The sequence below is a fragment of the Methylothermaceae bacteria B42 genome, from assembly GCA_001566965.1.
Taxonomy (GTDB): Bacteria; Pseudomonadota; Gammaproteobacteria; order Methylococcales; family Methylothermaceae; genus Methylohalobius.
Genome location: LSNW01000032.1, coordinates 320,220 through 343,032 on the forward strand (window position 1 = coordinate 320,220; position 22,813 = coordinate 343,032).

Here is a 22,813-nt window from a genome sequence, read left to right on the forward strand (position 1 = left end):
ACCATGGCTATTAGTAACAGCGAAATCGCCGATATTTTTGACCAGCTTGCCGATCTGCTCGATATCGAAGGGGAAAATCCTTACCGGGTTCGGGCCTATCGCAATGCCGCCCGCAATATCCGAGGCCAGCCCCGGAGTTTGGCCGATATGGTGGCCGCCGGCGAAGATTTGACCCAGTTGCCGGGGATTGGGCAAGCCATTGCAGAAAAGATTAAGACGATTATTACCACCGGAAAGTTGCCTCAGTTGGAAGAAGTTTTGGCAAGGACCCCGAAAACTTTATTGACCCTGCTGAAAATCGAAGGGCTGGGGCCGAAGCGGGTCAAGGCTTTGTTTGAGCAATTGAACATCAAATCCCTGGAGGATCTCGAGCGGGCGGCGCGGCAGGGGAAAATCCGTCAATTGCCGGGATTCGGTCCCAAGACCGAGGCGCTGATACTCAAGCATATTCAGCGTCCCGTGATTGGCGAGCAGCGCTTTCTTCACTTTGAAGCGGCAGGGATTGCCCGCGCCATCATCGAGTATTTACGCGGCGCCAAGGGCGTGGACAAGATTGTGGTAGCCGGCAGTTACCGGCGCTGGAAGGAGACCGTGGGGGACCTGGATATCTTGGTGACAGTGCAAGGGGATTCCCCTGTCATGGAAAGGTTTGTGTCTTACGAGCGGATTGATGAAATATTCTCCCAAGGGCCGACTCGCTCCAGCGTGCGCCTCAAAAACGGCCTGCAAGTGGATTTGCGGGTAGTGGCCGATGCAAGCTTCGGCGCGGCGCTGCAATATTTTACCGGTTCCAAGGCCCATAACATCGCCGTGCGCACCATGGCGGTCAAGCAAGGCTTAAAGATCAACGAGTATGGTGTTTTCCGCGGAGAACAGCGCATGGCCGGTAAAACCGAGGAGGAAGTCTATCAGAGTTTGGGATTGCCCCTAATCGTGCCTGAATTGCGGGAAGGGCGGGGCGAGGTGGAAGCCGCCGTGGCCGGTGAGCTGCCGGAGCTTGTGACTGTGGAACAAATCCGCGGTGACCTGCATTGCCACACTAAGGAAACCGACGGTCAAAATTCCCTGGAAGAAATGGCCCAGGCCGCTCAAGCGCTGGGATATGAGTATCTAGCCATTACCGATCACTCCAAGCGGCTGACGGTGGCCAAGGGCTTGGATGAAAGGCGTTTGCGCCAACAGATGGAAGTGATCGACCGTCTGAACGAGTCTCTGCGGGGGATTCGAATTCTCAAGGCCATTGAAGTGGATATTTTGGAAGATGGCAGTCTGGATTTGGCCGACAGTGTGTTGAAAGATTTGGATCTGACCGTTTGTTCCGTGCATCATAAGTTCAATCTATCCAAACAAAAACAAACCGAGCGTATTCTCAAGGCGATGGATAATCCGTATTTCAATATCCTCGCCCACCCCAGCGGGCGGTTGATACATAAACGGGATCCTTATCCGGTGGATATGGAAAAAATCATGCAAGGCGCCAAGGAGCGGGACTGCTTTCTGGAAATCAACGCCCAGCCCGAACGTCTGGATTTAAATGACGAAGGATGCCTCATGGCCAGGGAAATTGGATTGAAGTTGGCGATTTCCACCGATGCCCACAGCGCGGTGGGGCTGAAACTGATGAATTATGGCGTGGCCCAGGCCCGGCGGGGGTGGTTGGGGCCGGAGGATATTCTCAATACCCGGCCGCTGGCAGAGCTTTTGAAGCTGATAAGAAGGCAATAGGGGAGGGGCGGGGATTCCCGCTCCCCTATTGAGGCTGTCGCAAAAGTCCATCCTTGGACTTTTGCGACTCGGAATCGGAAAAGTGCGATTTTCCGATTCCTCCATTTTCAATGGCTTATGGCCATCGAAAATGGCGATGCATCCCTGCATCGCAGAAGCTGGCGCCTTTTGCGACACCCTCCTATTTTTCATGGTTATTTCTCAACCACCAGGAACAAGGCGAAGTTGCCCCGCTGTATCCTGAGCAGCAAGCGGTTGGGGGATTTGCCGGCCACCTGGAAGAATTCGGCAACTGATTTCACCGGCCTGCGGTTGACTGACAAAATCACGTCGCCTTCCCGCAAACCTGCCTGCCAGGCGGGGCTTCCCATCTGCACGTCAGCCACCATAATGCCTTCCACCCGGCCGTAGAGCGGATGTTCGGGGACGATTTCCGAGAAGGTGGCCCCTTCCAGCAGGGGAATTTCACCAGCCACGGCGCCTTCTGCTACCGGTTGGCCAATTTTGGCGGTTAATTTGAGGGTTTCGCCATCGCGGACAAGTTCGATTTCCGCTTTTTCACCAATCCGCTTGAGGCCCACCATGTTGCGCAAGGTGGCGGAGTTTTTCACCTTCTTGCCGTCAAAACGAATGATGACATCGCCAGGTTTAATCCCTGCTTTGTCCGCGGCGCTACCTTTGGTGACGCCGGAAACCAATGCGCCTTGGGTGGTCTTCAAGCCCATGGCCTTGGCTAGCTCCGGGGTGATATCTTGCACCTGGACGCCCAGCAGCCCCCGTTTGACGCCGCCATGCTCAATTATCTGCTCCATGATTTCCTTGGCCATATTGATGGGGATGGCAAAGCCGATGCCTACATTACCACCGCTGGGGCCGACAATAGCGGTATTGATGCCAATCAACTGGCCGCGCAAGTCCACCAACGCGCCTCCGGAGTTGCCGGGATTGATGGAAGCATCGGTTTGGATGAAGTTTTCGTAACCTTCAATCCCCAGTCCCGTGCGTCCCAAGGCACTGACAATGCCAGAGGTTACAGTCTGGCCCAGACCAAAGGGATTCCCGATGGCGACCACGAAATCCCCCACTTGCAATTGGTCGGAATTGCCGAGTGGGATTTCGGTCAAATTGTCTTTTTCCACTTGCAATACCGCGATGTCGGTTTCAGGATCTGAACCTACCAATTTGGCTTTTAAGCGCCGCTTGTCCTTTAAGGTGACAAAGATCTTATCGGCGTTTTTCACCACGTGATGGTTAGTGAGAATATAGCCATTGTCCTCATCCACAATCACGCCGGAACCGATGCTTTGGGTGCGCCGTTCCCGGGGAATGGGCGGCATATTACGGAAGAAATGCCGGAAAAAAGGATCATTGAGCAAAGGGTTATCCTGGATCACCACTTTACCCGAGGTGGCGATATTAACCACCGCCGGCAGAACGTTTTTCAGCATGGGCGCCAGGGTGGGGACCTCTTGATTGTTGTCCCCTTTGAACCAAGGAATAATCCCGGCGTGGCTGGTGGAGACCAGTCCCAACAACGGGAGAATAAAAACAAAGCCTCTCAATATGGATTTCATCATCGCTTTCCCTAAATTAAATTGAAATTTTCCGGTCCCATAAATATGGGGATGTTTTACAGCGTACTCAAGTAGATAGCGACGGTATTTTGCTACAATAGTTCGTTTGTTTCCAGCGGTAAAACAGTTTGAACAGGGTCACATCATCTAAACACGTGAAGGATTGATTGAAGGGGCAGGTGGTCTGATTTTCGAAAGCCTCGCCGGCATGGAGGCCGGCGTGGAGCCTACAGGGAGGTATTCACGGCGTTTTTCGAAGCAGACCACCTGCTCCGCCGGCATCAATAGATGATGGAGCCCTGACAGTTTGAACGTCATGCAAGCATTAATTTTAAAAGACCTGAAAAAAATCTATGACAATGGATTTGAAGCACTGCGTGGCATCAATCTGGCGGTGCAGGCGGGGGATTTCTTCGCCTTGTTGGGGCCAAACGGCGCGGGTAAGTCCACTACCATCGGCATCATCACGTCACTAGTGAATAAAACCGCGGGCAAGGTCTGGATATTTGACCACGATTTGGACCGGGAAACGGCTCAGGCCAAGCGCTGTATCGGGTTGGTGCCGCAGGAAATCAATTTCAATCAATTTGAAACCGTGGGCCAGATTGTATTGAATCAAGCAGGTTACTACGGCATCCCAAGACGCCGGGCCCGTCCCCAAGTGGAGAAGGTGTTAAAACAATTGGAATTGTGGGACCGGCGCAATCAGGTCTCAAGGCGTCTGTCCGGGGGCATGAAACGGCGCTTGATGATTGCCCGGGCCTTGGTGCATTCTCCTAGGTTGTTGATTCTCGACGAACCCACCGCAGGGGTGGACATTGAAATCCGTTATTCCATGTGGGAATTTTTGCGCCGGATCAATCAGCAAGGCACGACAATTATCCTGACGACTCATTATCTGGAGGAAGCAGAACAACTGTGCCGCAATGTGGCCATTATTGATCATGGCGCGATCATCGAGTCCACCTCCATGGTGGATTTGCTGGACAAGCTCGATACCAACGCTTTTTATTTGGATCTGCGCCGTCCCCTGACCGAGGCGCCGGAAGTCCCCGGGTACGAGATCCAATTGGGGGAACCCAAAGTATTGGAGGTTTTGGTGCCCAAGGCCTTGGGATTGAACCGGTTGTTTGAAGCCTTATCCCGGGCCGGGGTCGAAGTGGCTAATATCCGCCCTCGAAGCAACCGGCTGGAACAGTTGTTTTTCCAACGGGTACAACAAGGCAAACGGAAACAGGCTGCCTGATGGGATACTGGACTGCTTATCGTACTTTGGCCGGCAAGGAAATCCACCGCTTTATGCGGATTTGGCCGCAAACCCTGTTACCGCCATTGGTGACTACGTCCCTGTATTTTTTGATCTTTGGCGCGCTGATGGGGCCGCGTATCGGTCCCATGGCGGGTATTCCCTATATCGATTACATCGTTCCCGGTATCATTTTGATGGCGGTCATCAATCATTCCTATGCCAATGTAGTGTCTTCCTTCTATTCCGCTAAATTTCAGCGCCACATTGAAGAGATGCTAATCGCGCCGATGCCGGCGTGGGTGATTTTATCCGGTTATATCACCGGCGGCGTGACCCGGGGATTGCTGGTAGGCGCTATCGTGACAGGCATCGCGGCGTTTTTTACTGATCTGAAAATTGCCCATCCCGAATTGGCGATTGCGGTAGCCTTGTCAACGTCGGTTCTTTTTGCCCTGGGCGGTTTTATCAACGCGGTTTTCGCCAATAGTTTTGACGATATTTCCATCATTCCCAACTTTGTGCTTACCCCGCTAGTGTACCTGGGCGGCGTTTTTTATTCCATTACCTTGCTGCCGGAACCTTGGCACAGCGCCTCCTTGGCCAATCCTATTCTGTATATGGTCAATGCCTTTCGTTTCGGGTTTTTAGGCGTCGCCGATGTCAATCTGACCACCGCCTTTTTGATGGTAGGGGGATTGATCTTAACTTTGGGACTGTCGGGGCTGTTTTTTCTATGGAAAGGGGTAGGAATCAAACATTAGCGGACTTTTTCCCGCAGCAGGACAGCTGCCTGAGGCTGTCCATATCCAAAATGGTGACTTTTTTTCCGCGAAGCCTGATCCAGCCTTCTTTTTCGAATTGTTTGAGGGTGCGGCTGACAGTAGCCAAAGCGAGATCCAAATAATTCCCCAACTCTTGCCGGGTAAAGCCGATTGAGAATTCGCGGGTGGAAAATCCCCGGTAACCGTAGCGGCTGGAGAGATCCATTAAAAAAGAAGATACTCTTTCTTCCGCTGTTTTTTTGATGAAAACCAGTTGTTCCCGCTGTATTTCCAAAGCATCGCCAGCGTGGCGCAAAATTTCCTTGAATAAAGGCGGGATACGCAAGCAAAGTTGAGTGATTTGGGAAGCCGGCAGTTCACAATAACTCAAAGTATCCAGTGCCTGAGCCGTACAACGATAGGTTTTGCCGGAAAAACCGTCAAACCCGAGCAGTTCCCCAGGAAGCAACAACGAGAGAATATGCTCATTGCCGCACTCGTCTTGATACGAAAGTTTGGCACACCCGGATTTGACCGCAATGAGTCCGTGGAAAGGATCGCCCGCCCGAAACAAATAGTCACCCTTGTGCAAAACCTTGCGGCGTTGAACCGCATTATCCAATTTGGTGACTTCTTCTTGCGTCAAACCGCGGGGAAAGCAAATGGTATTAAACCCACAATTGTTGCAGGTGACTTCCAGGTATTGATTTGTTTGAGGTGCTGCTTGCATTGGCGAAGAAAAGTTTGTCATAGGTCAAATTATACCCAATATTAAATATGGCAAATGGTAAAGATTTACCCAATATGTTATTTTCATAATATTTATACCGTTATCTAAGTTTACAATCAAAATGTCACAATCAAATTTAACCCTAAAATTTAACAGACTTCTAACAGCGTTAACCCAATTAACCAAACAAATTGAACAAGATAAAAACATTGCCGCCTGGGTCTTTGACACTAACAGAAAAGAATTGATGGGAGCAGAGGCGAGAAGGCAGTTTGTTAACGTTTTAGAACTCTTGGAGTTCACCGATGACAGGGATGGCAGGGAAACGGATATTTGCCCTGGCATCATAGGCGCCTCACCGCAAACCCTTTGGCTGGCGGCTGAGTTGAATCAAGCCAAGGATCAGTTTAAACAGGCGGTGATTGCCATGAATAAACTAGAAAAGCAGGGCGCGCATCGGGTAATGAAGCAACACGGTTACCCGAGAGTCCATTTCAAACAGATCTATCGGCATATTCCAATCATTTTGAAAAAACCGGAATCCATTCGCTTTACGTGGGGAGCGACCCGTTCCATCAAAAGAATTTCCCGCCAAGAAGCTTACCGGCGGCTGGTTGAAGCGGCAGGTGACAATCCATCCTATGGCTACCAACAGCAGTTTCAAGCACTGGAAGCGCTGCCAAAAGATGAATTTATCGCTATTGTTCAGGACCTTAAGCCACACATCAAGGCCAATCTTTGTTGGATTCAAAGACAGATGGAAGAAAAACGGATTACCCGCAAGATGATAAGCGCTGCCTTGGCTATTCTGGTTCCTTTGAATCCGGGAGAAAGTCTGCCTAAACATCATGCGTCTTTTCCAGACGACAGAAAAAAAAGAAAACCTCGAGGGGACTTCAAAATTGAACCAGAACCTTTTTTGCCTTCCATCCGTGGTCACCGTTATCTGAAGTCTTTGAATCAACCAGTCGTCTCAGAAGACCAGCAAGATGAAAGCCAAAATTCCAGTGCTTAACTAATGTTACGCAGGTACCGGCAGATAGGTGTAGACTTGCGCAATCCTTGGCTTTCATTTCGACCGGAGGGAGAAATCTTGACACATCAGCATCCATTTTGGGGCGGCTGCAAGATTTCTCGCAAGTTCTCTCATTTCGTTCGAGACAGGGCTCGAAATGACAGTGCGTAACATCGGTGCTTAACTTGATAGGACGTAAGAGGGTAAGGCGGGCTTTTTCAAAGTTGAACAACTAGGCGCAGTGAAGAGACTTACCAATTTATGAAGTACTCCAGGGGGAATAATTATAATTTAACATAATATATATTATACGAAGTTATGTGTCATAGTATTGCCAACGCCACTTGGAGTTATGGTTGGCTATCCCCATAATGCACCATTGAACAATCACAAAAAAAGGAGTATGGCAATCATGGCGCTCAACTTGAATAATCTGAAAATCCATCACCAAGATCAAAACCAGCAGGCTTTCAATGATGTCCTGGCTGAGTTTTTACCGCAACTCAAGCTTTATATCACGGCACGGCTCCGCTATGCGGAATTTTCAGGACTGATTCCCCAGAGAATGTATTTTCCCAGTGACATTGCCGATGAGATCTATTTAGAAGTATTCGAAAATTTCAGCCGAGAGGATCTCGACCCAAAGCAGCTCAAAATTCGACTTTTTAAATTGGCGGACCAGCGTTTGGAAAAGATTCTAAAAGAAGAAGCGCAATGGCAAGAACGGAAAGTGTCAATCCACGAGATTGTGCGGGAAGAAGTGAAAAGTTTGGAAGAAACTTTCTATCCCGAAGAGGTGTTTGATGACATCGAATATCAACAGGAAGCTTATCGTCCCAAATTATTTCTCCTGGAAGAAGGTTTTGAAACGGATTTATTGGATTTTTTAGCACTGGAAAAAAGCAAGGTCAAAGATATAAAGACCCGGCAGCTTTTAGCCCAGGCATACCAAAGCCTTCCCCCAATGAGCCGGATTATCCTAGAACTCAAGGTGAATGGCGGCTTGAGCGAAGAAGAAATCGCTGACATCCGGGAGATGAAAGCCGAGGAAGTCGCAGCCATTTTAGAAGCGGTCAAAAAGCGGTTTCGTAACGCTTTGTCATCCAGTGTTTGACAACGAGTTGCGATGACAAGGCAGGAATGGCTCGGGATCAGTAATGGGCGGTCTTTCAAGAATGATATCGGCAAGTAACTGGGCCGCTGCCAGCCCCATGACCACCCCATTGCGAAAATGGCCGCAATTATAAAAAAGGTTTGTGATTTGCGGATGAGGTCCTATATAAGGGATGCCATCGGGAGATCCCGGCCGTATGCCCGCCCAATGAAGTTCGACGGGATAATCTTTCAAGGCTGGCAAGGTGGTCACGGCAAATTGATAGAGACGCCGGTAACCAGATGCCGTCGGGCGTTTATCATAACCTGATTCCTCCACCGTGCTCCCGGCCAAAATTCTGCCGTCAAGCCTAGGAATCAAATAATGCTCGCCAGCTTGCACCATCGTTTGGAGCAGGCCAGGCCTGCTTTTGAATAACAGCATCTGGCCCTTTACCGGATGAATCGCCGGTTGCCAGAAATCGTTCATTTTAAACCGGGCGGACCAAGCCCCCGCCGTGACAATAAAATTTTCCGCTGAAAAGGCGCGTTGGGCCGTTTTGACGGCGGTGGCTTGATCTTCAGACATTTCCCAATCCATCACCGGAGATTGTTCAAACACTTGGACTTTCCTCAACTGCAAATCTTGCCGGAGTGCTTTTAACAGCCGGGGATTGCGGATCTGGGCGATGTCTGGCAGCCATAAATGTGTCCCGGATTGGTCTTCCAATCCCGTTTGAATACTACTCACTTGCTTTCCGGATAAAACGGTTGCATTCGTTGCCGTGTTTCGGCACCATGAAAGCGCATCATTCAAATCTGGCAATGACAGCCACAACATACCGCAACGGCTCCACTGAGGATCAATATTAGTCGTTTGTTGTAGTTGCTGTGAAAGGAGGGGATATTGTTGTTGGCTCCAATGGCATAACGCGTTGATGGGAGACGGTTGCCGCCAGGGATAAAGGGGGGACAAAATGCCGCCGCCTGCCCAAGAGGCTTCCTGACCTATTCGGCCCTGCTCCAAAATGGTGACTTCAGCGCCATGGCTGGCCAATTCTCTCGCAATCAGCAGTCCACTGATGCCGCCACCGATAACAATAAAATCGCTCATTCGGTTCCTAAGGTAATAAAAACAATGAAAAAACTGGCGATTGGTTTATGGTTTCTTTCCTGTCTGGTTTTAGCGTTTGTTGCCGCTATCCAGGTGGACAACCATATCCAATTGCTACTCGCTACGTTTTTGGTAGTGCTCCTGTTATTGCTGCGCCTAGCGCCCCGCTTGGGCTATTTAAGGGTGTTGTTCCTGTCAATATGCGCCTTTTTAGTACTCAGGTACGGGGTTTGGAGAGTGACCAGCACCCTGAATTATGATGATTTCCCAAGTTTTTCAGCCGCGATATTACTATTTGCTGCCGAAGTTTATGGCATGGGATTGTTTTTCCTGAGCAGTTTTGTCAACGCCCGGCCCATTTCCCGCGACCCGCCTCCCCTGCCTTCGGACCAAAACCAATGGCCCTCGGTAGCCGTTTTGATACCCACATTGAACGAACCGCAAGAGCTGCTCAAAGTCACCCTCACCGCCGCTTTGGCCATGGATTATCCCAAACACAAATTTCAAGTGTATCTACTAGATGACGGCGCAACCCGAGAAAAAAGGAATTCATCAGATCCCACCACAGCCAACCAGGCCTGGCAACGGTATGATGAATTATTTCAATTATGCCACGATTTAGGGGTTAAATATCATACTCGTCAGGAAAATGCCCAAGCCAAGGCTGGAAACTTAAACGCCATTCTTCCTGAAATCCGTCAAGATTTGATATTGGTGCTCGATTCCGATCACGTACCAACCGTGGATTTTTTGCAAAAAACAGTCGGTTTCTTTATTGAAAACAGCAAGCTTTTTTTGCTGCAAACGCCACATTTTTTTATCAATCCCGATCCCCTGGAAAAAAATCTTGAATTCTCTTACCAAATCCCTTCCGAGAACCACATGTTTTATGAGGCAATCCAGGCCGGCCTGGATTTTTGGGAGGCTTCATTTTTTTGCGGCTCTGCGGCCCTGCTCCGTATGGATGCCCTGCGCGATTGTGGCGGATTTTCAGGCAAAACCGTCACCGAAGACGCCGAAACCGCTCTGTTACTCCATAGCCAGGGCTGGCAATCCAAGTATATTTTAACCCCATTGATATCCGGGCTGCAGCCAGAGACTTTTACCAGTTTTGTCGCTCAAAGAGTCCGCTGGGCGCAAGGTATGCTGCAGCTATTGCTATCCCGTAACCCACTAACTTTGAAAGGATTGAAACCTTGGCAAAGATTGGGTTACGCCTCGAATATGGTTTTTTGGCTGTTTCCCTTTGCCCGGGTGGTATTTTTGATTTCCCCATTATTCTTTCTGTATTTCGGGCTGAAAATCTACGATGCCAATGGGGAGGAAATCCTTAGTTACGCCGTTCCCTATTTGATGGCCTTGATATTGCTCAATCATTATTTGTTTGGCCGGGTAAGATGGTTCATGGTGTCTGATATTTACGAATCCATGCAGTCTTTATTCCTATTGCCTGCAATTATCAACGTACTGAAAAACCCCATTTCTCCCAGTTTTAAAGTCACACCAAAAATTGAAAACGTACAAAATGACACCATTTCCCCACTGGCAAAACCCTTTTACTTATTAATTTTGGTGAATACCTTGGCTATTTTCCTTGGAATTTACAAGTTTAATACCCTGCCGGAACAACGGACTTTGGTCTTGATTACTCTGGCTTGGGCTATTTTCAATGGCATCATCATCATGACCAGTCTGGGAGCACTTTACGAAAGACGGCAAAGAAGAATCTCCCCTAGATTACCGGCCGGTGACATTTCTGCAATGTTAATTTTACAAAACCGGGATGAAATCCCGGTCAAGATACGCGATCTTTCCGTAGGTGGCATCAGTATTTTGATCGCGGAATCGATATTGCGGGAACTGTCTGGAGATATTCACTTGAAGTTACATCATCCCATCGATAATGAAACCTTCATTATCCGAGTGGCCGTTGCCAATCAGGGAGAGATGGACGGATTTACCCGGATAGGTTTAAGGTTTGTCACTGATAATCAAGAAGAATACAGAAATCTGGTTTTGCTGGTCCATGGTTCTAGCGAAAGGTGGCAGCAGCTCCTGAAAAATCGTGACAGAGACTTTGGTATTTTGGCCAGTTTCCGTATATTAATAAAAAACGGTTTTTACCATGCCTGGTTTCATCTAAAAACGCTGCTCTTTTATCGAAATTCCACTGAATTTGGTTAAGCTTTGAAACCAAGAATAAGGAAATATTATGAAAAGAATAAAATTGTTTTACTGTCAGATTTTCGGGATTTTATGCTTTAGTCTTGTATTTCCCTGTCAATCTCTGCAAGCAAAAATTCTGGAAATTCCCTTGGCAAAAATCATGACCCGGCCCGAGGCGATTCAGCTTCATGGCGTGGAAGATTTTTATGAGCTCAGCTTGCCGGTTTCCGCCCGCCACCGGATTGACAAATCCCGCTTGGTTTTGGATTTTCGTCATTCGAATGTATTGGTGCCGTCCCGGTCTCAACTTCGAGTTCGCGTCAACGGGATTACCATCGGCCAATTTGTGCTGAATCCCAAAAGTCCGCGGCAACTGGAGACTATGGAATTTCCGCCGGAATTGCTTACCCCTGGATACAACCGGATCGAATTTTCCGTCGCCCAACATTACACCGACCAACAATGCGAAGCCCCCGATTCGCCCGAATTGTGGAGCGAGATTGACAGCCTGCGTTCCAAATTTATTTTGGAAGCCTCTCCCAAAATGCTCAAGCCCACCCTGGCTCAATTGGAAGATCTTTTTGACGAGCATTTACTCGAATTTCCATTGCAAATCCTGATGCCCAAAATCACTACCCAATCCCTGCAGTGGGGAGCATTGGCAACCCAAGGGATCGCGCTGCGGCTGAATTACCGCACACCGAAACTTTATTTTTCCCCGCCTCCCTTGCGCCCGGCTTCCGAATCGGGGCCGGCGGGATTGGATTTCGCCTCACTTAGCCACGATGCCATTCTCATTGGCACCAAAAATGAGCTACAGCTGTGGCTGCCAGAGAATGTGCATGGCGCTATTCAAGGGCCTTATTTACATATCATGGCGCAGCCAGGTCAATCCGAGCGTCTTTTATTGGTGATCAGCGGCAATAACGATCAGGAAGTCACCCAGGCCGCCCAGGCCTTTGCGCTGTTGAACTATCCATTCCCCGATACCCAAAGTACGGTCATCCATTCATTGGATCTACCCTCCATGGCCCGGGCAAACCCACCGCTGGTCAAAACAGACGCCACTTATTCTTTTGCCCAATTGGGCCTTCCAACCACTTCATTTAATGCCAGCATGCAACCCAAACCGGCGGAAATGGTGGTAAAGCTGCCACCGGACTTCTACGCTTCCGAGCATGCCAGCGCGACTTTTAGCCTGCACCTGGCATATAGCGGGGGGATGCGCCGCGATTCAGTTCTGGAAGTGCGTATCAATGATGTCCTTCAAGACACCATCCAGCTCAACGAAGAAAGCGGCGCCCACTATCGTGATTACCAAATTGTTCTGCCCATGCGCAACTTTTCGCCAGGCCCCAACCGCATCACATTCCGGCCCATATTGGCACCATTGATTACGGGGGAGTGTACCTATATCAACCTGGATAATCTCAATGTCACCTTGTTTGACGATTCCACTTTGACTTTGCCCGATGCGGATCACTACACCGCCCTGCCTAATTTGGCCTTGTTTTCCCGCACGGGTTTTCCCTATACCCAACCTGCCGATGGTTCTGATATGGCCGTGCAATTACTGGATGACAAACCTTCCACGGCAATTGCCGCCTGGTTGGTCATGGGGAAACTGGCCCAGATCAATCAAGTGCCGCTCTGGAATACGGCATTCGTCACAACCCCTGCCGCCGAAGACCGTCATCGCCTGATTTTTGGCCAGTCCAATGAGATCCCTAATGATTTACTCAAAAAGGCCCCAATTGGCAAGACGCCGCAAGGCACTCGTTGGCCTTATGCTTTATGGAAAGGTTATGAACCGCCAAAGCAATCTTGGTGGCGGCGGTTCCTATCCCCAGAAAGCACCCCAAAACCGAAAGTAACTCCCTATGCGGCGCAAATGACCCACACTGGTGATAGTGGCCAATACGGTTTGGTCACCGCATTTCAATCCCCGGACCACCCTAAACGATTGATAACCGCATTTTTGGCCAAAACTTCTGAAAATTTGGCTAAATCCGCTTATCGTTTGACCCAACCGGAAATGTGGGGACAATTGAAAGGCGATTTGGCCGTGTGGATCCCAAAAGCGCCCAAATTGGCCTGGCAAGAAAGCGGCAAAGCATTTTATGTGGGCAAGATAAGCCCCACCCGGGCGATGGGTTATCATTTCAATCGCCATCCCTGGCAGTGGTTGTTGGCCATGGTCGGTATTTTACTGCTGTTTGCCTGGCTTACCCACCGGTTGCTGGCCCGCTTCAAACACCGCCGTCATCCCGATGCCAATGAGATTGCGCCTTGATTTTTTCCTCAGGTGGGTTGTGTTTTTTCTCATCTTTGGACTAGGGCTTGCCGGTTGCACGCCGCCGGGAATTTCGGCTTCCCAATGGCAAGGGTATAAAAGCCGTTTTATCACTTCCGACGGGCGGGTGATAGATACCGGCAATGGCAATGTTTCCCATTCCGAGGGACAAGGGTTTGGCATGTTGTTGGCTGTCGCCATGGATGACAAGCAAACTTTTGAAAAAATCTGGCAGTGGACCCGGAGCAACCTTCAAGTCCGCCGCGACCATTTGTTTATGTGGCGCCGCCGGCCAAAGGTTCCGGTGGCGCAGGAAGACCGCAACAATGCCACGGACGGGGATATATTGATTGCCTGGGCGCTACTGGAGGGGGCCGGTCGCTGGCCATCAGCGCCTTCTTTAAAACAACAGGCAATGCTGATTTTGAGTGATATCAAGGCCCGACTGATCCGCCAGTGGCGTCACCAGCCGGTATTGCTGCCGGGCGAGCAAGGATTCGAACACGATTCGGTGCTCACCATTAATTTGTCCTATTGGGTTTTCCCGGCTTTAAAAAGATTTTCCGAAGAAGATCCGGACCCCGTTTGGCGGCAGTTGACAGAAAGCGGCCTGCAATTGTTGGAGGAAGCCCGCTTTGGCCGCTGGCAACTGCCGCCGGATTGGCTGGGTTTAAAAGACAAACCGGTGTTGCCCGACCACCATCCACCGGTGTTCGGTTATAACGCCGTACGCATCCCATTATATTTACTCTGGGCGGGTTACCAGGAAGCCGATCTGTTTGAGCCTTATCTGGCCTTTTGGAACCATACCGATGATTTCATGCCGGCGTGGACCAATCTACGGAACAATTGCATGGATTCCTACGATGCTCCGCCCGGCTTTAAGGCAATCCATGCCTTGATTCGGAAACAAATCAAGCACCAGTGGTGGCGGTTGCCTTCCGCTTCCAAGGACGATAATTACTATTCCGCCAGCCTGACCCTATTATCCCGGCTGGCCTTGATGCATGGACGGACATGAAGCGGCTGGCATTCCTGCTTACTTTGATTTTCCTGCTGCCTGCCTGGGGTGATGCGGGTAAAGGACCGGATGAAAGAATCTTGTGGCAGCTTTTTCATGCCAAAAAACATCGTCTTTTGAAAAAGGCCATAGAAGAATACCGCACGCAATATCCAGGCTGGTCCCCTCCCCCCCATCTTCTGCAACCCTTAAAGCGCTCGGCTGCCGTAGATCCAATCACGCGCCGTCAACAACAATTACGGCGTTTGTTCAGGCAACAGCGGATCAAAGAGGCTCTGGCCCTGGGTGAACGTTATCCTACGGCCCTAAATTGCGATGCCATTGATGTGTTGTGGGAGTCGGCGCAGGTTTTTGTCCTCGCCAATCGAATAGACCGGGCCGTCAACCTTTATCGCCGCGCACTACAGTGCGGTGATCGCAAGTTGAAAATCACAACCCTGCAAAAAGCAGCCGCCCATTTGTCCAATCCCGAGACTTATGAAAACCTGCTGGCCGATGCAGGCAAGATTTTACCCGCCACAGACGTAGAAGCTCTGCGCTATCAGTACTACCGCAATTTGCTACTGGAACAGTTGAAACAGTCGCCGCCGGAAACCATCACCAAAACCGTGGAAAAAATTCATCCACAAATCCTGGAAAAACAGGATATCGCCATGGCCAAATCCCTGGGTTGGTTTTACTTCAACCAGGAACATTACCACACCGCACGGTATTGGTTTAAAAAAGGACTAGGCTGGCACCCGCAAGATAGTGATTTGGCCTTTGGCTTGGCGCTAACCTTATATGCCCTTGGGGAAAAAGAACCAGCCCTGACCCTGGCAAAACGATACTCTCACCGTTATCAACCCATGAGGAATCTGGCCCGTATATTGTTGTTGGAAAATGCCTGGGCACAGTTCCGCCAAGGAAACTATGATAAGAGCCGTGTTTTAGCCTATGAAGCGGCGCGCCTGGGTGAAACCGCCGATGAAAAAACAGAAGAACTTTTGGCCTGGCTTGATTTTCAGCAATCCCGTTATCTGAGCGCGGCTCAACGTTTCGAAGACCTGTATCGCCAAAATCAAACACAAAAATACGCTCAAGCCTGGATTCTGAGCTTGGATAAAGCGGGACAAGAGTCAACCATTAAACGGGTGGAACAACAATATGCTGGTGATCCCATAGTCATCCGTACCCTGACCAGCTATCGGGTTTCCCGCCTGGCCCAAAGAAAGCAATTTCTCGCGGCCCACGATATCGCCCCGGAGCAATTTCCCAAATTGAAAAACATCCAATCCCCCGGGTTTGAAACCTTCGGCATGTATCGTTTCCGCTCCGGTAAACGGGGGCTGGACCGGCTGCATACTCTGATTGCCCCGGCTTTCCAAGGGTCTTTTACCCAGGGCAGGCACCGTTTGACCCTGCTGGTTGGCGGCATGGATTTGGAAAGCAAGCGCTTGAACGCCAAATCCGCCGGGAGCCTCTTCCCTACCCGGCAGCTTCAGCAAGCTTTCGAAAATAGCTTTTGCCAGGGATTTAATTCCGTGGCGGATTGCTTGAGCCCCCGTCACCATATTGAAGCGCAAACCCTGCGCTTGACTTACGAGCAACAGGGATGGCTGAATCTTTATAGCCGTTTTGGCCTGACCCCAATCAATTCCGTTATTGCTCCCCTTCCCACCTTTAATCTGGGCGTGGTGCAACAACAATCCTGGGGCAGTTGGAATGTGGAGGCTTATGCCAAGCCGGTCCAGCAGTCGTTGCTGGCTTTTACTGGCTTGGAAGAACAGCGCAGCGGGATTAAATGGGGCAGAGTGGTTCGACTGGGCCTGAAAGGGTCGGTGTTTTACCGTTTTTCCGACCATTGGGGCTTGTCTCAATCGCTGGATTGGCAGTTTCTCGATGGCCGTCGGGTGCGGGATAATTGGGCGGTGGAATATAGCGCTTCTTTGGGCTACCAGTTTCCATTCGAGCACTTTGACTACTTTGTGATCGGACCTTATTTCAGTTTTCAGCACTATCGCCACAATCTTAATCATTTTACCCCGGGTCATGGGGGGTATTTCAGCCCCCAATACTTCTATAATCAAGGGTTGGGACTGAATTTCCTGACATCGGAAGGCCAACGCTTCATCGTCAAGGGCCGGCTCAATCTGGGCTTCCAATATTTCCATGAAAAGCCTTCGCCTTGGTTGCCGTTGGGATGCTTTGGCAGACTGCGGGATGACTTTTGCGAAGCCAATAAAAAAATTGAATATGCCAGCAACCGGGAAAGTAATTTCGCACCCGATCTGGAAATCAAAGGCTTGTGGCTGGTCCAGCCTCAACTCATGATAGGCGGCGGTTTTTTTGCCCGCAAAACCATGGATTGGGAAGAACTGGGCGCTGGGCTTTATGTTCGATATCTACTGGCGCCCCGGCAAGCGGTGTTCAGCAGCGATATCCCCAATTATTTATTCGGCGCTTTTGAATAACGCCGCGCCAGGCCAATCATAAAAATCCCGGTCAAAAGCAGCAATGGCGGCTCTGGAATGGGCGTCAAAGGCGTACTGGGCGTCAAGGGTTCAAATGGATACCAATTGGTTTGCCCTGCGCAAAAACGCAAATGGTCCGGGATGGAGGTATCTGCGCATTTGTCCGACTCGGGATGGCCACGTAAGCTGGCGCCGATCAAATTGCCATCTAAATGGCCGTTGTAGAAAGCAATATCCGCCCATGGGGCAAGAATGCTGCCCTTCATGCCAATCTCGTGGAGTTTGAGCGTTTCTGCCTCGTAAAAATTAAACAATATGTCTTGGGTTAGACTGCCGTCATGGCGAGACGACTTTTCAGGCAAATTATCAGGAATACGCTCAAAATCGGTGCCAATTTTCCGGAAAAAGGCAAAATCGCTTATATCGGCTAGGTTTCCTGCGACATTGATGAGGATTGTCGCGTCCAAGGGAACATCGAGGTAGAAACCTTGGAGGGTATCGAACAAGGAAGATTCAAGCGTGAAAATATTGAGCGGTTGGTTACCTTCCAGAATCAAATCACAACCTGATTGAAAACACGCCTGGCGAAGCTCTCCGTTTTCCTCAAGCGCGTCCCATTGAAGGGACTTTTGCTTTATCTCATTTTCCATTTGACCGAAATTCAAAGGATTTCCGGGTATATAATCGCCATTGGGGTGATTCGGATCGTCATCATAAAATCCGACGTTATCTATCACAGCAATGCCGCCGCTGCGGGCGTTGCCATGGTAAATACGGCCATGGCTAAAATTCAGATCTCCCCCGACAATAAGCGTATCTTTATGGTTAGCGCTGTCCCCCAATTGCCTGGCAATGCCATAATGGGAAAGGGTCAAATTTCCGCCAACCGCCAGCGCCCCTTCGATATCCGAATAGTGATGATCCATATCGCCAAAAACCAGGACATTAAAATCCCCGGCTTCTTCCAGGGTGATTGCGATGGCCTGTGACGTGATGGGCGCAAGCAAGCCCATTCCCGCCAACAAAACCGCTGAAATGTTTTTCATAAACTACTCCGGTATTTCCTGCTCTTGCCGGTCTCCTGACCAATCGAGATGATAATGCTTGCCCCTGGGGCGATCAACCCGCTGGTAGGTGTGAGCGCCAAAATAATCCCGCTGCGCTTGAATCAAGTTGGCTGGCAAGGTCGCACTTCGGTAACTGTCAAAATACGCCAGCGCCGAACTCAATGCAGGGATAGGCTGGCCATTGACAACTGCTGAGGCAACCACTTTACGCCATGAAGCTTGACCAGAATGCACCACATCCCGGAAATAAGGATCGAGCAGCAAATTCTCCAACGCCGGATTGGCTTGATAGGCGCTGGTAATTTTCTGCAGAAAACGCGCCCGGATAATACAGCCACCCCGCCAGATTTTCGCCAGGGTGGCAAAATCAAAATGCCAGCCAAATGGGTTCTGGGCTTCCCTAAGCAACTGAAATCCCTGGGCATAGGCACATATTTTGGCGCCATATAAAGTGGCTTGGATTTGTTTTTTAAATGCACTTGGATCAGTGGGCAATTGGGGTTCAGGGGCAGGGAAAATGCTGCTGGCCTTCTGTCGTTCCTGTTTCATGGCGGACATATAGCGGGCAAATACTGCTTCGGCTAGGGAGTTGGTTGGGACGCCAAGATCCAAGGCACTGATGGCGGTCCATTTGCCCGTGCCTTTTTGTCCCGCGACATCCAGGATTTTTTCCACCAGAAAACCTTCGCCATGGGGATCGGGTTGCTGCAATATATCGGCGGTGATTTCAATTAAATAGCTGGCCAGATCTCCCTGATTCCAGGTAGTAAACAATTGGCCGATTTGATTTTCAGGCAGTTTCAGCAGGTGCTTGAGGAGCCAATAACACTCGGCGATCAACTGCATGTCGATATATTCGATGCCATTGTGAACCATTTTGACATAGTGCCCGGCGCCATTTTCCCCCACCCGCGCGGCACAGGGCTCGCCCCCTGTGACTGGCCTGCCGGGTTTGGCCCCTTCGATGGGTTCGCCGGTTTTAGGGTCGACCTTGGCGGCGATAGCCATCCAAATGGGCTCGATTTTTTGCCATGCTTCGAGTGTCCCTCCGGCCATCAAAGAAGGTCCATAACGGGCGCCGGTTTCACCGCCAGAAACCCCGGAGCCGATAAAATCGATATTCTGCTGGCGAAGCTCGCGTTCCCGCCGAATCGTATCCAGCCAATAGGCGTTGCCGCAATCGACAATGACATCACCAGGGTCGAGAAAGGCAAGCAGGCTTTCGATGGTCAAGTCCGTTGGCTTGCCTGCTTTAACCAGCAGCAGAATTTTTCTCGGTTTTTCGATTGCCTGAACAAAAGCTTCCAGCTCATGAAATCCCAAAATCGATTGCCACGAAGGTTCGTGTTGGCGGCAATAGTTTAAAAATTCATTGGTCACGTGGGGAGTGCGGTTATAGACCGCTGTTTGGTAACCGTGATCCGCCAGATTCAGGCTGAGATTTTTCCCCATGACCCCCAGTCCAATCACTCCCAACTGCGCTTTTATAGCCGTCATTAAATATGCCTCCAAAATGCAACTTAAAGAAATAATCTATTATCTATAGACAAACAATAAAATCTTTGCTTAAAATAAGGTTCGATGAGCCAATTGGTTCACGGCAAGATCGATACGTTATTGTAATCGATCTATGGAAGAACCCTGATTCATCAGGGTGATTTTAACTATAAAACTACAAGTATGAGGTGGAGAAATGGCAGACGAAACCCAAGAAAAAGACAATTTTTGGTTGATTATCGGAGTTCTGATTGCTGCGGTAGTGGTCGGTGTAATTCTGCTCAAGAAGCGGGAAACTTCTTCCGTCCCCTATCAGGCATGGGAAGAAATCCGGGCGGAAGAAGCAAAAGCTAAAAAATAATAACAATACACCCTTCCGTGCCATAACTTAGAAGGCCCCTTATGTTTAGGGGCCTTCTTTTATAGGACCAACCATGGTGATTATTTAGACATTGAAACGAAAGTGCGCTACATCGCCTTCCTGCATCACATATTCCTTGCCCTCCAAGCGCCATTTACCGGCGTCTTTCGCGCCCTGCTCACCGCGATAGCGGATAAAATCCTCAAAGGCGATTATCTCGGCGCGTATAAATCCCTTTTCGAAATCGGTATGAATCACGCCCGCGGCCTGGGGCGCCGTTGCGCCCTTGTGGACAGTCCAGGCCCGTACTTCCTTTTCTCCAGCGGTAAAAAAAGTTTGCAGGTTCAATAACCGGTACGCGGCCCGTACCACCCGGTCCAGACCTGCTTCGGCAAGGCCCAGTTCTTCCAGAAAGGCGTGTTTGTCTTCTTCGTCCAGCTGTACGATTTCCGCCTCGATGGCAGCGCAAACCGGCACGACTTCGGCATTTTCGGCCTTTGCATATTCTTTCACCTGCTCAAGCAAAGGATTATCTTCAAACCCGCTTTCTTCCACATTGGCAATGTAAAGGGTTGGTTTGGCGGTCAATAAATGCCATCCCTTTAAACGGTTTGTTTCATCTTCGGTGAGCGATAAGCGCCGGATGGGTTCACCACGATCCAGCTGGGCCGCGAGTTTTTCCAGCAATGACTTTTCCGAGAGCGCTTCTTTATCCCCCGATTTGGTGCTTCGAATCGCTTTCTGCAGGGCTTTTTCCACGGTTGCCAGATCCGCAAGCATCAATTCGGTATTGATGACTTCAATATCGCGTATTGGGTCTACAGAACCTGCCACGTGTGTCACATCGCCGTCATTAAAACAGCGTACCACGTGGGCAATGGCGTCGGTTTCCCGGATATGGCCTAAAAATTGGTTGCCAAGCCCTTCTCCCTTGGAGGCACCTGCTACCAAACCGGCAATATCGACAAATTCAATGGTGGTGGGCAGGGTTCTTTGGGGCTGGATAATTTCCGCCAGCTGTTGCAGGCGGGGATCAGGTACCGGCACGACGCCAACATTGGGATCAATGGTACAGAAAGGGTAATTTTCCGCAGCAATTTCGGCGCGGGTCAATGCATTGAAAAGGGTGGACTTGCCCACATTGGGCAATCCCACAATGCCACAGTGTAGTGCCATAATGGTTCCATATAGGTAAGGGTTAAAAAAACGGGCAATTGTTAAATTAGTGATCAAAAGCGATAGTTATTCACTATCGTCAAAGCGGAGGATATCGTCTTCTTCCAAATAGCTTCCAGATTGGACTTCAATCAGTTCCAGAGGGATTTTTCCTGGATTTTCCAGCCGGTGTTTGACGCCGATGGGAATATAGGTGGATTGATTCTCGGTAAGCAGAAAAGTTTCCTCACCCCGGGTTACCCGGGCGGTTCCTTGCACCACAATCCAGTGCTCTGCCCGGTGATGATGTAACTGAGAAACCACTACCGCGCTGGGTTTCACCGTTAAACGATTGACCTTATAACGATCGCCTTTGCCGATGGTTTCAATGGTGCCCCAGGGCCGGTGAATTTTGGGGTGATGGAGATACTCGTAACGGCCTGCTTGTTTTAAATATTCCGCAACACTGCGAACTTTCTGAGCACAGTCCTTGTGAGTGACCAGTATGGCATCGGTAGTCTCGGCGACGATCAAATCCTTGACGCCGATGGCCGCCACCAGGCGATCATTGGCATAGACCAAAGTATCCTCAACATCCTCGATAAAAACATCGCCGCGCAGAATATTGCCATGTTCATCCGTCTCGCTGACATCCCACATCGCTGGCCAAGCGCCCAAATCGGACCAACCGGCATCCAAGGGCAGGACAAGCGCGCTTCCTGGGTTATGGCTGGTAATCTTTTCCATGACTGCGTAGTCAATGGAATCGGAAGGGCACTGGGCGAATTGGGTTGGATCAAGGCGGAAAAAATCCGCGTCTTGTTGCCCTCTCTCCAGCGCTTGTTGGCACGCGGCCAAAATGTCCGGGCGGAAGCGTTCAATCGCCTCCAGCCAGACGCTGGCGCGCATCACAAAGATTCCGCTATTCCATAAATATTGGCCCGATGCCAGATATTCCCGAGCGGTTTCCAGATTTGGCTTCTCTTCGAAAGCATCCAGTACGAATGCGGACTTGTCGAAAGCATCTCCCTTGCGAATATAGCCAAAACCGGTTTCTGGATGGGTAGGAACGATGCCAAAGGTAATCAGATACCCTTCCTGGGCCAATTTCACCGCATGGGCCAGGGTTTCACAAAAAATTTCCTGGTGACGAATGACATGATCGGAAGGCATGACCACCAGAGCCGGATCGTTGTCTTCCTGACGGGCCAACAGGGCCGCCACTGTCAAAGCAGGCGCGGTGTTCCGCCCCACCGGTTCCAAAATAATGGCGGGATGAGACAGGCCCAATTCCCGCAATTGTTCCGCTACCAGAAAACGATGGGCTTCATTGCATACCACCAGGGTGGTGCAACGCGCTATCTCATGATGACTTTGCTCCAAACAACGAACCCTGTCCACGGTTTGTTGCAGCAAGGTTTTATTGCCTGTGAGTGCTAGAAATTGTTTCGGATAAGCGACCCGTGACAGAGGCCAAAGGCGGGTGCCAGATCCTCCCGAGAGGATGACCGCTTGAATTGCAATCTTCATATCGTCTTTT

16 protein-coding genes are annotated in these 22,813 nt (G+C 50.1%); 9 read left to right on the forward strand and 7 right to left on the reverse strand.

Going from position 1 to position 22,813, the window contains the following annotated elements:
• Positions 1-3 precede the first annotated feature (3 nt).
• A complete protein-coding gene (locus AXA67_12740) occupies positions 4-1,725 on the forward strand; it encodes a DNA polymerase III (protein KXJ39908.1) in 1,722 nt (573 codons plus the stop codon).
• A 194-nt stretch (positions 1,726-1,919) separates the two neighbouring features.
• Here the strand turns inward: AXA67_12740 and AXA67_12745 are convergent, their stop codons facing one another.
• Positions 1,920-3,299 carry a serine endoprotease DegQ gene (locus AXA67_12745; protein KXJ39909.1) on the reverse strand — a complete coding sequence of 460 codons (1,380 nt, stop codon included), beginning with the start codon at positions 3,297-3,299 and terminating at the stop codon, positions 1,920-1,922.
• Between the two features lie 316 nt (positions 3,300-3,615).
• Here AXA67_12745 and AXA67_12750 point away from each other — a divergent pair, with 316 nt between their 5' ends.
• Together AXA67_12750 and AXA67_12755 are read left to right on the forward strand one after the other, a co-directional pair.
• Complete coding sequence (locus tag AXA67_12750) at positions 3,616-4,545, forward strand: ABC transporter (protein ID KXJ39910.1); 930 nt, start codon at positions 3,616-3,618, stop codon at positions 4,543-4,545.
• The gene (locus AXA67_12755; GenBank protein KXJ39911.1) at positions 4,545-5,309 is read left to right on the forward strand and encodes an ABC transporter permease; all 765 of its coding nucleotides are present in this window, start codon (positions 4,545-4,547) and stop codon (positions 5,307-5,309) included. Before AXA67_12750 ends, AXA67_12755 begins: the two co-directional genes overlap by 1 nt.
• Here the strand turns inward: AXA67_12755 and AXA67_12760 are convergent.
• On the reverse strand, positions 5,299-6,039 hold the full coding sequence (locus tag AXA67_12760; GenBank protein ID KXJ39912.1) for a hypothetical protein: 741 nt from the start codon (positions 6,037-6,039) through the stop codon (positions 5,299-5,301). The two genes, AXA67_12755 and AXA67_12760, sit on opposite strands and share 11 nt — an antisense overlap.
• Positions 6,040-6,160: 121 nt before the next feature.
• Between AXA67_12760 and AXA67_12765 the strand changes: the two genes are divergently transcribed.
• Together AXA67_12765 and AXA67_12770 are read left to right on the forward strand one after the other, a co-directional pair.
• Complete coding sequence (locus tag AXA67_12765) at positions 6,161-7,054, forward strand: hypothetical protein (GenBank protein ID KXJ39913.1); 894 nt, start codon at positions 6,161-6,163, stop codon at positions 7,052-7,054.
• A 352-nt stretch (positions 7,055-7,406) separates the two neighbouring features.
• The gene (locus tag AXA67_12770) at positions 7,407-8,168 is read left to right on the forward strand and encodes a hypothetical protein (protein ID KXJ39914.1); all 762 of its coding nucleotides are present in this window, start codon (positions 7,407-7,409) and stop codon (positions 8,166-8,168) included.
• Here the strand turns inward: AXA67_12770 and AXA67_12775 are convergent.
• Positions 8,154-9,260, reverse strand: a complete 1,107-nt coding sequence (locus AXA67_12775; protein KXJ39915.1) for a hypothetical protein — start codon at positions 9,258-9,260, stop codon at positions 8,154-8,156. The genes AXA67_12770 and AXA67_12775 overlap by 15 nt on opposite strands.
• Before the next feature lie 24 nt (positions 9,261-9,284).
• Here AXA67_12775 and AXA67_12780 point away from each other — a divergent pair, with 24 nt between their 5' ends.
• From AXA67_12780 to AXA67_12795, 4 genes are read left to right on the forward strand one after another with little or no spacing between them, the layout of a single operon-like run.
• Positions 9,285-11,444: a hypothetical protein gene (locus tag AXA67_12780; GenBank protein ID KXJ39916.1), complete on the forward strand. Its 2,160-nt coding sequence runs from the start codon at positions 9,285-9,287 to the stop codon at positions 11,442-11,444.
• Between the two features lie 28 nt (positions 11,445-11,472).
• A complete protein-coding gene (locus tag AXA67_12785; protein ID KXJ39917.1) occupies positions 11,473-13,719 on the forward strand; it encodes a hypothetical protein in 2,247 nt (748 codons plus the stop codon).
• Positions 13,709-14,740: a hypothetical protein gene (locus tag AXA67_12790; GenBank protein KXJ39918.1), complete on the forward strand. Its 1,032-nt coding sequence runs from the start codon at positions 13,709-13,711 to the stop codon at positions 14,738-14,740. The genes AXA67_12785 and AXA67_12790 overlap by 11 nt, the downstream gene beginning before the upstream one ends.
• Positions 14,737-17,193 (forward strand): hypothetical protein, encoded by a 2,457-nt coding sequence (locus AXA67_12795; protein KXJ39919.1) that lies wholly within the window; start codon positions 14,737-14,739, stop codon positions 17,191-17,193. The genes AXA67_12790 and AXA67_12795 overlap by 4 nt, the downstream gene beginning before the upstream one ends.
• Here the strand turns inward: AXA67_12795 and AXA67_12800 are convergent.
• The 4 genes from AXA67_12800 to cpsB all read right to left on the reverse strand — a co-directional run bounded on the left by AXA67_12800 (position 17,169) and on the right by cpsB (position 22,797).
• Positions 17,169-18,239 (reverse strand): hypothetical protein, encoded by a 1,071-nt coding sequence (locus tag AXA67_12800; protein ID KXJ39920.1) that lies wholly within the window; start codon positions 18,237-18,239, stop codon positions 17,169-17,171. The two genes, AXA67_12795 and AXA67_12800, sit on opposite strands and share 25 nt — an antisense overlap.
• Before the next feature lie 3 nt (positions 18,240-18,242).
• Positions 18,243-19,757, reverse strand: a complete 1,515-nt coding sequence (locus tag AXA67_12805; GenBank protein ID KXJ39921.1) for a phosphogluconate dehydrogenase (NADP(+)-dependent, decarboxylating) — start codon at positions 19,755-19,757, stop codon at positions 18,243-18,245.
• A gap of 445 nt (positions 19,758-20,202) precedes the next feature.
• Positions 20,203-21,294 carry a GTP-binding protein gene (gene ychF / locus AXA67_12810; protein ID KXJ39922.1) on the reverse strand — a complete coding sequence of 364 codons (1,092 nt, stop codon included), beginning with the start codon at positions 21,292-21,294 and terminating at the stop codon, positions 20,203-20,205.
• A gap of 66 nt (positions 21,295-21,360) precedes the next feature.
• Positions 21,361-22,797 carry a mannose-1-phosphate guanyltransferase gene (gene cpsB / locus AXA67_12815; GenBank protein ID KXJ40187.1) on the reverse strand — a complete coding sequence of 479 codons (1,437 nt, stop codon included), beginning with the start codon at positions 22,795-22,797 and terminating at the stop codon, positions 21,361-21,363.
• Positions 22,798-22,813: the final 16 nt, after the last annotated feature.

Excerpts from the sequence above, each read along its gene's own strand:
- ychF (KXJ39922.1), bottom strand. The coding sequence starts at position 21,294 with ATGGCACTACACTGTGGCATTGTGGGATTGCCCAATGTGGGCAAGTCC.
- AXA67_12760 (KXJ39912.1), bottom strand. The coding sequence starts at position 6,039 with ATGCAAGCAGCACCTCAAACAAATCAATACCTGGAAGTCACCTGCAAC.
- AXA67_12780 (KXJ39916.1), top strand. The coding sequence starts at position 9,285 with ATGAAAAAACTGGCGATTGGTTTATGGTTTCTTTCCTGTCTGGTTTTA.
- AXA67_12740 (KXJ39908.1), top strand. The coding sequence starts at position 4 with ATGGCTATTAGTAACAGCGAAATCGCCGATATTTTTGACCAGCTTGCC.
- AXA67_12755 (KXJ39911.1), top strand. The coding sequence starts at position 4,545 with ATGGGATACTGGACTGCTTATCGTACTTTGGCCGGCAAGGAAATCCAC.
- AXA67_12785 (KXJ39917.1), top strand. The coding sequence starts at position 11,473 with ATGAAAAGAATAAAATTGTTTTACTGTCAGATTTTCGGGATTTTATGC.
- AXA67_12770 (KXJ39914.1), top strand. The coding sequence starts at position 7,407 with ATGGTTGGCTATCCCCATAATGCACCATTGAACAATCACAAAAAAAGG.
- AXA67_12805 (KXJ39921.1), bottom strand. The coding sequence starts at position 19,757 with ATGACGGCTATAAAAGCGCAGTTGGGAGTGATTGGACTGGGGGTCATG.
- AXA67_12800 (KXJ39920.1), bottom strand. The coding sequence starts at position 18,239 with ATGAAAAACATTTCAGCGGTTTTGTTGGCGGGAATGGGCTTGCTTGCG.
- AXA67_12750 (KXJ39910.1), top strand. The coding sequence starts at position 3,616 with ATGCAAGCATTAATTTTAAAAGACCTGAAAAAAATCTATGACAATGGA.
- AXA67_12765 (KXJ39913.1), top strand. The coding sequence starts at position 6,161 with ATGTCACAATCAAATTTAACCCTAAAATTTAACAGACTTCTAACAGCG.
- AXA67_12795 (KXJ39919.1), top strand. The coding sequence starts at position 14,737 with ATGAAGCGGCTGGCATTCCTGCTTACTTTGATTTTCCTGCTGCCTGCC.
- AXA67_12745 (KXJ39909.1), bottom strand. The coding sequence starts at position 3,299 with ATGAAATCCATATTGAGAGGCTTTGTTTTTATTCTCCCGTTGTTGGGA.
- AXA67_12775 (KXJ39915.1), bottom strand. The coding sequence starts at position 9,260 with ATGAGCGATTTTATTGTTATCGGTGGCGGCATCAGTGGACTGCTGATT.